The organism is Staphylococcus sp. HMSC061G12 (assembly GCF_001838465.1).
Classification (GTDB): domain Bacteria; phylum Bacillota; class Bacilli; order Staphylococcales; family Staphylococcaceae; genus Staphylococcus; species Staphylococcus simulans.
On the sequence record NZ_KV837161.1, the window covers coordinates 26805 to 39930 of the forward strand.

Below are 13126 nucleotides of genomic sequence, written 5' to 3' on the forward strand. Positions count from 1 at the left end.
CTACAAGGGACGTGGTATTACGTGTTGCCACCCTATTTAACAGTATGTATCAAATTAATTGATGCACACTGCACTCTCTCTAAAATAACGGTTAAACCGGTTGTTCTCTCAAATGCAGGTAGATTCGTCACGTAGTCTTAATTGCTTATTCACACCAACCATAAGCTCTCTGGAATTAATAACTAGGATTACTTATCCTGCGAACAATGTCTTATGAACTTAACTTCACTATAGCAAATAGTTATTTAAATTGCAACTCAAATATAAAATTTTTCTGAATTCAAGAAAAATTCATGTTATTTGCATTCTGCATCAGTATACGCTGCTTGCTGTAAATAACGCGATACTTGCGTGATATCATGATGGAATTGACGGTCTTCTGTAATGGATGGCGTAATATTTCTTAACGTCTCATATTTCTCAAGTGAGCGTGGTGATAATTGATCAATACCTTTTAATTCCACCGCTTGCAACGCAATAATTAATTCAATCGATAACACTCTACGCGCATTATCCACAATTTGATAGCCATGTCTTGAACCAATTGTACCCATAGAGACATGATCTTCTTGGTTCGCAGATGAAGGGATAGAATCCACACTCGCAGGATGCGCCAATGTTTTATTTTCTGATACTAAACTCGCTGCCGCATACTGCATAATCATCGCACCACTTTGTAAGCCTGGTTCAGGACTTAAGAAAGCAGGTAAACCACCATTCAATTGTGGATTTACTAAACGTTCTAAACGACGTTCTGCGATATTCGCAAGTTCACTTACCGCAATTTTCAAGAAGTCTAACGCATATGCAACAGGTTGACCATGGAAGTTGCCGCCTGAAATAACTAATGTTTCATCACCTTCATGGAAGATTAACGGATTATCATTCGCCGCATTCATTTCACGTTCTAATTGTTGTTTCACAAATTTCAATGTTTCAAAGCTTGCGCCATGAACTTGCGGAATACAACGTAACGTATACGCATCTTGAACTCTGATTTCACCTTGTGTCGTCGTTAACTGAGAATCCTCTAACCAATACAACATACGATCTGCGACTGCACTTTGTTCAGGGAAATTACGCGCATCATGTACTTCAGGACGATACGCATCCGTAATACCGTTTAACGCTTGATGTGTTAACGATGCAATCCATTCTGATTGATAAGCTAACGCTTCCGCTTCAATCCAGCTGATGACACCTTGTGCTGTCATAGCTTGTGTCCCGTTAATCAACGCCAAACCTTCTTTGGCAGATAACGCTAACGGTTCACGACCTAATTCATGTAAGACCTCAATACTGTCCTTTTCTTCTTGTTGATAAAAGACTTTGCCTTCTCCAATTAAAGCTAACGCAAGATGAGATAGAGGTGCTAAGTCACCTGAAGCGCCTAATGAACCTTGTTGTGGAATAATCGGAATAATACGTTCATTAATAAAATAAACTAATTGATCGACTAAATCAGTTGTGACACCTGAATGACCTTTCAACATTGTATTCAAACGTAAAATCATCATCACAAGTGCAACATCATGAGAAAACGGATCACCTGTACCGCAAGCATGCGAACGAATCAAGTTCACTTGAAGTTGATTGTATTGCTGCGAATCGATTAAGACATCACTAAACAAGCCGAAGCCTGTTGTAATTCCGTAAATCGTTTCTTTATTTTTAATAATATCTTCTACAATGGCACGACTTTGTTTAACGCGTTCCATCGCATCAGATGAGATTGTTACCTTATCTTGCTGGTGTAAAAATTTTTTTATATCTTCAATTGTGAGCGATGCTCCGTTTAATTCTAGTGTCAATTGAATTACCCCCTCAGAAAATAAATGTATACAATTATCCCAAGTATACGCTTACATTTTTAGAAGGACAATAGATTCTGCCAAAGCCGTAGTGTGTTAATACGTCACTAGTTTAGCACGCTAAATTTAAATAACAGTTTTCTATCCAGCCAGACAATATGAGTTAAACAAAGGTAATCTTCACCCGTTCATCCTTACGCGCACAAGACTTTACAAAACGTTCAATAAGTCTTCGCAAGGAAAGTGTTGACTTACCTAAACGATAGGTATAAGATGTTGTAATGCATTGAGAAACAATCAACATTACAGGTATGAAAGGCTCACTCCAATGACAGGGGTGTGCTTAAATTTTATAAATAATCAAATACATCGAAAACCTAAAGCTCCATTGTATGAAGCTTAAGTGTAAAATGAATGGGTTATGGAGGGATTATGGTGGAAATTTTAACAGATGTTACGATTCCAAAACGAAAAGATGAGACGCACAAAGGAGATTACGGCAGAATCTTATTAATTGGCGGAAACGCAAATTTAGGCGGCGCAATTATCATGGCTGCACGTGCATGTGTGTATAGCGGAAGCGGTTTGATTACAGTTGCAACACATCCGACGAATCATGCAGCTTTACATTCACGCTGTCCTGAAGCGATGGTCGTGGATATTAATGATACGAAGATGTTAACGAAACTCATTGAAACATCAGACAGTATTTTAATCGGCCCTGGACTTGGTTTAGATTTTAAAGGCAATAATGCGATGACATTCTTGCTTCAAAATATCCAACCGCATCAGAACCTGATTATTGATGGTGATGCGATTACAATTATGAGTAAATTAAAAGTGGAAGTACCTAAGTGTCAAAATGTTGTGTTCACACCACACCAAATGGAATGGGAAAGATTAAGCGGCATTCCAATTGAGGAACAAACTTATGAACGTAACCGTGAAGCTGTAGATCAAATACACTCTGCAGTTGTCTTAAAACAACATGGCACAGAAATCTATTTAAAAGATAACACGTACAAATTAGAGATTGGTACACCAGCTATGGCCACTGGCGGTATGGGTGATACATTATCAGGTATTATCACAAGTTTTATCGGTCAGTTTGACGACTTTGATTATGCGGTTAAAACTGCGACTTATGTGCATAGTTATATTGGCGAACACTTATCTAAAGAAATGTACGTTGTTCCGCCATCAAACTTAATCGCAGAAATCCCATATGCGATGAAGCGTTTAGAAGAAAAATAAAATTAAACTTAATCTATTAAGAGTAATAAAAAAGCTTTCTGCTTAACCTAGTGGTTTTGCAGAAAGCTTTTATTTTATCTATTCACTTAAATTATTCTTCTTCGTTATCTTCATCTTCTGAATCTGCGTTTTCAATATCTTCGTTCACGCGATCCATGAAGTCTTGTCTTAATTCAGTGCGTTCACCGTCTTCTTCTACAGTTTCATCTAATTCTTCTGTATGAATCGTACGGTCATCATCTTCTGATTCTACGACTTGTTCATTGATTGTTGGTGTTGGACCATTTTCACCTGGTTCTGTTTCATCTTCAGAAGTACCTTCTAATTCATCTTCTGGTTCTTCTTGAACTTTCGCAACCGTAGAAACAAATTGTTCATCGCTCAAGCGGATTAATCTTACCCCTTGTGCTGAACGTCCGTTTTGTGAAATGTCGCCGACATCGATACGGATAATCACACCATGGTTTGTGACAATCATTAAGTCCTCTTCGCCTGTTACTGTTGTGATGCAGACGATATCACCATTTTTCTCAGTAATCGTAGCTGTTTTGATACCTTTACCGCCACGGTTAGACACACGATATTCTTCAAGTGGTGTACGTTTACCGTAACCATTTTCAGTGACTACTAATACTTCATCTTCACTATCGCCATTTGCGACTGCGAGTCCAATGACTTCATCACCTTCACGTAAAGTGATACCTTTTACGCCGGCAGCTGTTCGGCCAAGTGGGCGTAAGAGTGATTCTTTGAAGCGGATAAGTGATGCACGTGATGTACCAAGTAAGACATCTTTTGAGCCGTCTGTAAGACGTACTGCTACAAGTTCATCTTCATCTCTGAAGTTGATCGCAATCTTACCGTTTCTATTGATGTGTGAGAAGTTGCTTAGAGATGAACGTTTCACGATACCGTGTTTCGTTGCGAAGATTAAGAAGGCATCTTCTTTCTCTAAATCTTTCACCGCAATCATCGTACTGATGACTTCATCATTTTCAAGCTCAATTGCGTTGATAACTGGAATACCTTTAGACTGACGTGAGAGTTCCGGCACCTCGTACCCTTTAAGTTTGTAGACACGTCCTTGGTTCGTAAAGAACAATACATGGTCGTGGGTACTCAATGTGACAATTTGACTCACGAAGTCTTCTTCTAATGTATTCATACCTTGCACACCGCGACCGCCACGATTTTGTGCACGGTACGTAGAAACAGGTAAACGTTTGATGTAGTTATTATGACTTAATGTGATTACAATTTGTTCTTCTGGAATTAAGTCTTCATCTTCAATATGGTCTAAACCGCCAAGTTGAATTTCAGTACGACGTTCATCACCATATCGTTCTCTGACTTCGATTAATTCGTCACGAACAAGTTGTAATAATTTTTCTTCGTCAGCAAGAATCGCTCTTAATTCTTCAATGTATGCAATTAAGTCGTTATATTCTGATTCAATTTTATCTCTTTCTAAACCTGTTAAACGTCTTAAACGCATATCTAAGATAGCTTGTGCTTGACGCTCAGATAATTTGAAGCGTTCTTGTAAACGTTCCATTGCTACTTTATCTGTATCAGATTCACGGATTGTTGTGATGATTTCATCAATATGGTCTAACGCAATACGTAAACCTTCTAAGATATGTGCACGGTCTTCAGCTTTTTTCAAGTTGTATTCTGTACGTCTACGTACGACTACTTTTTGATGTTCTAAGTATTCGACCAATGCTTCTTTTAAATTAATTAATTTCGGTCTGCCATTGATTAAGGCAATCATGTTTACACCGAATGAAGTTTGAAGTGGTGTTTGTTTGTATAAATTATTTAGAATAACACTCGCATTCGCATCTTTACGGACATCGATTACGACACGTACGCCAGTACGTAAACTTGTTTCATCACGTAAGTCTGTAATACCATCAATTTTCTTGTCACGTACTAATTCTGCGATTTTCTCAATCATACGCGCTTTGTTGACTTGGAACGGAATTTCAGTCACAACGATACGTTGACGACCGCCGCCGCGTTCTTCAATTTCAGCACGTGCACGCATTTGAATAGATCCACGTCCTGTTTCATAAGCACGACGGATACCGCTCTTACCTAAAATTAAACCAGCAGTCGGGAAGTCCGGTCCAGTGATGTCTTCCATCAATTCTGCGATTGTGATATCAGGATTATGACTTAAACTTAATACACCATTGATGACTTCTGTCATGTTGTGAGGTGGAATATTCGTCGCCATACCTACCGCGATACCTGCAGCACCGTTCACTAAGAGGTTAGGGAAACGCGCCGGTAAGACTTCCGGCTCTCTTTCTGTACCATCATAGTTATCGATAAAGTTGATTGTATCTTTATTGATATCTCTTAATAATTCAGTCGCAAGTTTTGTCATACGTGCTTCTGTATAACGCATTGCTGCTGCACCATCGCCATCCATGGAACCGAAGTTACCTTGACCGTCTACAAGAGGATAACGATAGCTGAAATCCTGAGCCATACGTACCATGGCTTCATAGATAGATGAGTCACCGTGAGGGTGGTATTTACCCATTACGTCACCTACGATACGTGCGGATTTCTTATACGGTTTATCAGGCGTCATCCCTTGTTCGTTCAACCCGTACAAAATACGACGATGTACCGGTTTCAAACCATCTCTGACGTCTGGCAAAGCACGAGATACGATAACACTCATCGCATAGTCTAAGAACGATTCACGCATCTCGTTACTAATATTTCGTTCAATTATTCTTGATTCAGGATATTCAGCCATCAAGATTGCCTCCTTAAGTTATTAATTCCGTAGCTGTTTCGCTGATTCATAGCTTCCAAAATTAGAAATCCAAGTTCGCGTAAACCGCATTTTCTTCGATGAATTGACGACGGTTTTCTACAACATCGCCCATTAACATTTCGAAAGTTAAATCCGCTTCAATCGCATCTTCTAATGTCACTTGTAACATTGAACGATGTTCTGGATTCATTGTTGTTTCCCATAATTGATCTGCATCCATTTCACCTAAACCTTTATAACGGGCAATAGACCATTTCGGTGTCGGTTTCAATTCAGATTTCAATTTCTCTAATTCACGTTCGTTAAAGACATAGTATTTCTGTTTACCTTGTGTCAATTTGAATAAAGGCGGTTGTGCAATGTATACATAACCCGCTTCAATCAACGGACGCATGAAGCGATAGAAGAATGTCAATAACAGTGTTCTGATATGCGCACCATCCACATCGGCATCTGTCATGATAACGATTTTGTGATAACGTGCTTTCGAAATATCGAATTCTTCTCCGATACCGGTACCGAATGCAGTAATCATAGAACGGATTTCATTATTATTTAAGATTCTGTCTAAACGTGATTTTTCAACGTTCAAGATCTTACCACGTAGCGGTAAAATCGCTTGTGTTCTTGAATCACGACCAAGTTTTGTAGACCCCCCGGCAGAGTCACCTTCGACGATGAAGATTTCACTCTCTTCAGGGTTTTTACTTGAACAGTCAGCTAATTTACCTGGTAAGCTTGAAACTTCTAATGCTGATTTTCTACGAGTTACTTCACGTGCTTTTTTAGCTGCGATACGTGCACGAGAAGCCATCATACCTTTTTCGACAATAATACGAGCAACTTGTGGATGTTCTAACAAGAAACGCTCCATATCCTCTGTGAAGAGTCTGTCTACGATTTGACGAACTTCAGAGTTGCCGAGTTTTGTTTTTGTTTGTCCTTCGAATTGAGGGTTGCTGTGCTTAATTGAGACAACCGCTGTTAAACCTTCACGTGTATCTTCACCAGATAAACGCTCTTTATCATCTTTCATAATGCCTTGTTGAATACCATAACTGTTCAATACACGTGTTAACGCACGTTTAAAGCCGTCTTCATGTGTACCGCCTTCATAAGTATGGATATTGTTCGCATAAGATAATAAGTTTGTTGAGAAACCGCTGTTGTATTGCAATGCAATTTCTACTTCCACGTCATCTTTACGGTCATGTAAGTAAACCGGCTCATCAAATAAAGGCTCTTTATTCTCGTTGATTAACTCAACGTAAGATTTAATACCGCCTTCATAGTGATATGAGTCTTCTTTTACTTCTTCACCGCGTTCATCACGTAAAGTAAGCTGAATGCCTTTGTTTAAGAAAGCCAACTCACGAATACGTTTTTGAAGCAATTCATACTGATACGTTGTTGTTTCAGTAAAGATTTCAGGGTCAGCTTTAAAGCGGATTTCAGTTCCTGTATGTTCTGTTTCGCCAACCACTTTTAAATCATATTGAGGAACCCCGCGTTTATACGCTTGGTTATAAATTTTATTATTACGGTGTACAAACACTTCTAATGTTTCAGAAAGTGCGTTAACAACTGAAGATCCTACACCATGCAGACCGCCTGATACTTTGTATCCGCCACCGCCGAATTTACCGCCGGCATGCAATACAGTTAAGATAACCTCAACTGCTGGACGGCCCATTTTTTCTTGAATATCAACTGGAATACCACGGCCGTTATCTGTTACACGAATCCAGTTATCTTTCTCGATAATGACTTCGATTGTATCAGCATAGCCAGCCAATGCTTCGTCAATACTATTATCTACAATTTCCCATACAAGATGGTGCAGACCTCTTTCTGAAGTCGATCCGATATACATACCTGGACGTTTACGAACGGCTTCAAGTCCTTCTAATACCTGTATTTGTCCAGCACCATAATCTTCCGTGTTGTTCACATCTGACAATGCTTCCACCTTCACTTTCTATCACTTGATAATTTCACCTTGATTGATTCGGTAAAGTTTTGCATGTTTCATAATTTCATGATCAATACCTTCTACAGACGTTGTAGTCACAAATGTCTGCACCTTATCTTGAATTGTACTCAGCAGGTGAGTCTGACGAGAGTCATCTAATTCACTCAGCACATCATCAAGCAATAAGATAGGGTATTCGCCGACTTCTTTGTTAATCAGTTCAATCTCAGCCAGCTTAATTGATAATGCAGATGTCCGCTGTTGACCTTGTGAGCCATAAGTCTGAGCATCCATCCCATTAACGTTAAAACCTAAATCATCACGGTGCGGACCATAAAGGGCCACGCCGCGTTCTATTTCTCTGTCCATATTGTCAGCCATCAATTGCTGCACTTCTTCAAACAAAGCCGCTTCATCCTCAGTATCAGACAACTTCAAGCTCGGACGATATTTAACCTCTAAGCTTTCTCTGTTGTCTGTAATGCTGGCATGAATCGGTTGTGCAAGCACTTCTAATTCCTCGATAAAGTGCGCACGCTTCAAAGTGACTTTAAGCGCATACTCCGCAAACTGCTGATTTAATACCTCAAGCATTGTGCGGTCTGTTTTCTGCTTAATCTGAAGCTGTTTTAAGTAATTGTTCTTTTGTTTCAAAATCCGTTGATATTGAGACAAATCATTCAGGTAAACCGCAGACATCTGACCTAGCTCCATATCAATAAAGCGACGTCTGACTTGCGGTGATCCTTTGACAATATTCAGGTCCTCTGGGGCAAAAAGAACAACATTCAAGTGTCCGATATATTGTGTCAGACGATGTTGTTCTAAATGATTTACTTTAACCTTTTTGCCTTTTTTAGTTATAAACATGGTCAATGGCATCTTCCCATGTCGATAACTCAGCTCACCTTCTATTTTAGCATACTCAGCCCCAAAGCGTATGAGCTCTTTATCATTTGAAGTCCGATGGCTTTTCGCTAATGCAAGTGTGTAAATGGATTCTAATAAATTAGTTTTGCCTTGCGCATTTTCACCAATCAAAATATTCACATCTGGATGGCAATCCAATGCGACTTCTTCATAATTGCGATAATTTTCAAGTTGGAGTGCATTTAATTTCATTGGTCACCTTGATGAGCAATTACAAAAGAACCCACTTCAGGTATTTCAATTTGATCGCCATCTTCGAGTTTTTTACCACGACGTGTTTCACGCTCGCCGTTTAAGAAAACTTCGAAATCTTTTAAAAACCATTTTGCCTGTCCACCTGATTCAATAATGCCTTCAGTTTTCAGGAATTGTCCTAAAGTAATGTCACCTTCAACCATGATTTTTTCAGTCAACACACTCACTCCATTTCTTTATAAGGTCATTAATATATTATACCTTTTTTCGTAATAAATTTCATGTTTGAGCGGTTGAAATCTAGCGTTTTCTCATCATTTTTTCACGTTAATCTCATATTTTGAATTTTTCAGCGTCTTTAACACTCATTTTTCGCATTTTAAAAGGTGACATTGAACATTTTAAGCGCATCGATATTTTTATCCTAAATAATTTTAAAGTGCATTCAGCGACATCTGAGACACTTTAAAATGAATTTCACGTTGTTATTTTGAATCTGCCATAAAAAAACGGAAACCCTGCAACGAGGATTTCCGTTTTTTAAAGTGAATGTCACCTTTTGTTTTTGAGATTAGTATGTTCTGATTGGCAAGATTAATTGCACAACTGAATCGTCATCTTTTGGTTTTAATGTGAATGGTTTCATCGTACCGAAGAATTCAACTTCTACTTCGTCATTATCGATTGCTTTTAAAGCGTCCATCATGTACTTAGAGTTGAATGAGATTTTCAAGCTGCTACCTTCAACACTGTTTGCATCAACATCTTCTTTTACCGTACCGATTTCTGGTGATGTAGAAGAAAGTTCAACTTCTTGATTGCCAGTGCTTAATTTGATTACGTTATTGCCGCCTTCACGTGCAAGTAAAGAGGCACGATCAATCGCGTGATAGAAATCACTGTTGCTCATTTCAATTTTTGTTTCGTAGTTCTCTGGGAACAAACGAGACGTATCTGGATAATGTCCTTCAAGCAATCTTGAAATGAAATTGATGTTGCCGACTTTAAATAACACTTGGTTAGATGCGAAGAAGATATTAATGTCATCTTCTGAATCAGTGACAATTTTATTAAGTTCAGCTAAAGCTTTACCTGGAATGATGACATTTTTATTATCAATGTCTTCGTCTTCTAGTTTAAGTTTACGAACTGCTAAACGGTGTGAGTCTGTTGCAGTGCATATTAATTCATTATCTTGAATCAACCAGTTCACACCAGTTAAAACTGGCCGTGTTTCTGAGGTGGACACTGCGAAGTTTGTTTGTGCAATCACGTTTTTAAGTACTTTAATTGGTAATTGAATTGCGTCATCTTGAGAAACTTGAGGTAATAGTGGATATTGATCTGGGTCTAAGCCGCTCAAGTTGAACTCTGAATGACCTGAAGTAATCAATGTTTGGAATTGCTCATTTGTTGATAACTTCACATCTTTGCCTGGTAATTTTTTAATAATATCTACAAAGAAACGACCAGGAAGTACAACGGATCCTGTTTCAGCAATCGTTACAATCTCTTCTCCGTCAACTTCTTTAGGGATTGAAATTTCAATTGAAATCTCAGAATCTGAACCTGTTAAAATAATGCCTTCTTCTTTTGCATCGATTTTGATACCCGTTAAGATCGGCAATGTTGTTCTTGGTGAAATGGCTTTTAATGTGTCATTTAATTGATTTATGAAATAGTCTCTTTTAATCGTGAATTCCATCATAAATTTTAAACTCCTTCCAGTCGTTTATAACTTAATTATATAGGTTTTAAAACCGTAGTAATAGTAGTAGGGGCTGTGGATAAGTGGATAACCGAGTTAAAACCTTGTCACACAAAGTTATACACATGTGGATAAACTGTGTATGGTGTGTACAACTTTTACACATTGTCCACAATGACGATTTAGTCCGCTGTATTATAACAGCTTTGATTTCTCACTTATTTTTACCCGAATTGCTAGTAAAATTATTTAAATGTTTACTGATTTCGAATTTCTTTCTCCAAATTTTCCACTTCTTGTTTAAAAATCGGATCTTTTTCCATATCTACCCGTATTGTTCTATGAGCATGAATCACAGTTGTATGATCACGTCCCCCGAACTCTTCTCCGATTTTAGGAAGGGAGAAATCTGTAAGTTCGCGTGATAGATACATCGCGATTTGACGCGGATAGGCAATGGATTTCGTACGTTTTTTCGCAATGAAATCTTCTTGGCGCACATTGTAATATTGACCGACTACTTTTTGAATATCTTGAATTGTGATTTTCTTAGATTTCGGTGTTTGAATAATATCTTTTAGTGCTTCAGCAGTCAGTTCAGTCGTAATCGGTTCACCTTGTAATCTTGAATAGGCGATGACACGTGTTAATGCACCTTCTAATTCACGAATGTTCGACTGAATTTGATTTGCGATATAGGTTAAAGATTCTAATGGAATATCCACATCTTCTTCCTCTAATTTTTTCTGCAGAATAGCCATTCTTGTTTCATAATCAGGCGGTGTGATATCCACGATCAAGCCCCATTCGAAGCGTGAACGCAGGCGATCTTCTAATTTCGAAATTTCCTTTGGTGGTCGGTCACTTGAAATCACAATTTGTTTTTCTGCTTGGTGTAAGTCATTGAAAGTATGGAAGAATTCTTCTTGTGTTTGTTCTTTGTTTTGAATGAATTGAATATCATCAATCAATAGAACATCAATGTTTCTGTATTTTTCACGGAATTGTTCCGTTTCGTTATCACGAATAGATTTAATAAATTCATTCGTGAATTTTTCACTTGATGTGTAGATAACTTTCGCATCTTTATTATTTTGTAGAACGTAATGACCGATAGCATGCATCAAGTGAGTTTTGCCTAAACCTACGCCTCCGTAGATGAAGAGTGGGTTGTAAGCTTTTGCGGGTGCTTCCGCGACTGCAAGACTTGCAGCATGAGGGAAGCGGTTCCCAGGTCCGATAACAAAAGTTTCGAATGTGTTGTGTGCGTTAAATTGATCTTCGCTGCTGTTTAGGAAACCAGGAGTTTCCGTTTCTTTTTCTGGCTGTTTGTCTTTTTGATCATCTTTAAGTTTTTTATCAGCTGTTAAATCGCTTTGAATGACAAATCGAGGTTTAAGCGGCGTTCCAATCGCTTTTTCGAATAAATTTTCTACAATATCCATGTATTGCTTCTTTAGAAAATTTTGAATGAAGTTATCTTCGACTAAAATAATCGCTTCAGAATCTTCGATGTCGATCAGCTTTGTTTTTGGAGGCTCAAACCAAGTTGAGTAACTGACTTCTGCCAATTCGCTTTTAGCTAATTCAAGAACTTTTTCCCAAATTTCTTCTTTTGACATATAAACTCCATCTTTCTTTAAAATTTTTTTGACTTATACACAAAATCACACCCCGTGGATAACTTTCCACACAGGCTGTTAATAATTATCCACAAGTTAATCACAATCGGTGGATAACTTTATTTAATTTTGCGTTATACACAGAAAAAATGTTGATAATTGTAAGTTGTAAACCGTTTATTTATCAAACCTTACAAGACTTATCCACACAATTATACTTATTAACAAATCTACCTGTCAAACTCTTGTGGATATGTGGTTTTTATGTGCAAACGTCTGTGTATAGTAACATAATTATCCACAGAATGTCACTGTTCATCTGTGAATAAGTGGATAACTTTTTGAATATATCTCACTTAAAATGTACTTGCTTTATAAGGTTGAATTTGTTATATTTTAGTAGTTGCTTGAATTATGACTAAGATATTGATAATTGAACTAAGTAAGGTAAGCCTTTTGATATAGATGCTTAACCTTTCGCAGACACCGTAGAAATACTTCGGTGATACTTGGTAGAAGGCTGTAATATCTCGGTTATATTAGATGAGGCTGTAGATGCAGATCTTTTCCAAGACTCTCATCACATTGTTAAGATGAGAAAGCGACTATAAATGAAGATAGATTCGATATGGAGGTGTTTTTACATGGTAAAACGTACTTATCAACCAAATAAACGTAAACACAGTAAAGTTCATGGTTTCAGAAAACGCATGAGCACTAAAAATGGCCGTAAAGTATTAGCGCGTCGTCGTCGCAAAGGCCGTAAAGTTTTATCAGCATAAGATCACTGACCTATCAGTGGTCTTTTTTTTGCTTTCATGCAGGTAAAAAAGATAC

General features: G+C 38.0%; 9 protein-coding genes. 2 read left to right on the top strand and 7 right to left on the bottom strand.

Annotated elements, in window-relative coordinates:
- Positions 1-296: 296 nt before the first annotated feature.
- Positions 297-1811, bottom strand: a complete 1515-nt coding sequence (hutH, locus tag HMPREF2937_RS12040; protein WP_070864678.1) for a histidine ammonia-lyase — start codon at positions 1809-1811, stop codon at positions 297-299.
- Between the two features lie 435 nt (positions 1812-2246).
- Between hutH and HMPREF2937_RS12045 the strand changes: the two genes are divergently transcribed.
- Positions 2247-3065: an NAD(P)H-hydrate dehydratase gene (locus HMPREF2937_RS12045; protein WP_070864680.1), complete on the top strand. Its 819-nt coding sequence runs from the start codon at positions 2247-2249 to the stop codon at positions 3063-3065.
- Positions 3066-3156: 91 nt separating this feature from the next.
- On the opposite strand, the gene gyrA is transcribed toward HMPREF2937_RS12045, so the two are convergent.
- The 6 genes from gyrA to dnaA form a co-directional block, all read right to left on the bottom strand.
- The gene (gene gyrA / locus HMPREF2937_RS12050; RefSeq protein WP_002480291.1) at positions 3157-5841 is read right to left on the bottom strand and encodes a DNA gyrase subunit A; all 2685 of its coding nucleotides are present in this window, start codon (positions 5839-5841) and stop codon (positions 3157-3159) included.
- A gap of 61 nt (positions 5842-5902) precedes the next feature.
- Positions 5903-7831 (bottom strand): DNA topoisomerase (ATP-hydrolyzing) subunit B, encoded by a 1929-nt coding sequence (gyrB, locus tag HMPREF2937_RS12055; protein ID WP_031262353.1) that lies wholly within the window; start codon positions 7829-7831, stop codon positions 5903-5905.
- Between the two features lie 12 nt (positions 7832-7843).
- Positions 7844-8956: a DNA replication/repair protein RecF gene (gene recF, locus HMPREF2937_RS12060; protein ID WP_002480293.1), complete on the bottom strand. Its 1113-nt coding sequence runs from the start codon at positions 8954-8956 to the stop codon at positions 7844-7846.
- Positions 8953-9162 carry a S4 domain-containing protein YaaA gene (gene yaaA, locus HMPREF2937_RS12065; RefSeq protein ID WP_199790672.1) on the bottom strand — a complete coding sequence of 70 codons (210 nt, stop codon included), beginning with the start codon at positions 9160-9162 and terminating at the stop codon, positions 8953-8955. Before yaaA ends, recF begins: the two co-directional genes overlap by 4 nt.
- Positions 9163-9530: 368 nt before the next feature.
- Positions 9531-10667, bottom strand: coding sequence for a DNA polymerase III subunit beta (gene dnaN / locus HMPREF2937_RS12070; RefSeq protein WP_060803763.1), 1137 nt, complete (start codon positions 10665-10667; stop codon positions 9531-9533).
- Between the two features lie 257 nt (positions 10668-10924).
- Entirely contained in the window at positions 10925-12289 is a 1365-nt protein-coding gene (gene dnaA / locus HMPREF2937_RS12075) for a chromosomal replication initiator protein DnaA (protein ID WP_023014873.1), read from the bottom strand.
- A gap of 644 nt (positions 12290-12933) precedes the next feature.
- Between dnaA and rpmH the strand changes: the two genes are divergently transcribed.
- On the top strand, positions 12934-13071 hold the full coding sequence (rpmH, locus tag HMPREF2937_RS12080; RefSeq protein ID WP_000240855.1) for a 50S ribosomal protein L34: 138 nt from the start codon (positions 12934-12936) through the stop codon (positions 13069-13071).
- Positions 13072-13126 lie beyond the last annotated feature (55 nt).

Coding starts and splice junctions, on each gene's coding strand:
- recF (WP_002480293.1), bottom strand. CDS start 8,956: ATGAAATTAAATGCACTCCAACTTGAAAATTATCGCAATTATGAAGAA.
- dnaN (WP_060803763.1), bottom strand. CDS start 10,667: ATGATGGAATTCACGATTAAAAGAGACTATTTCATAAATCAATTAAAT.
- rpmH (WP_000240855.1), top strand. CDS start 12,934: ATGGTAAAACGTACTTATCAACCAAATAAACGTAAACACAGTAAAGTT.
- dnaA (WP_023014873.1), bottom strand. CDS start 12,289: ATGTCAAAAGAAGAAATTTGGGAAAAAGTTCTTGAATTAGCTAAAAGC.
- yaaA (WP_199790672.1), bottom strand. CDS start 9,162: ATGGTTGAAGGTGACATTACTTTAGGACAATTCCTGAAAACTGAAGGC.
- gyrA (WP_002480291.1), bottom strand. CDS start 5,841: ATGGCTGAATATCCTGAATCAAGAATAATTGAACGAAATATTAGTAAC.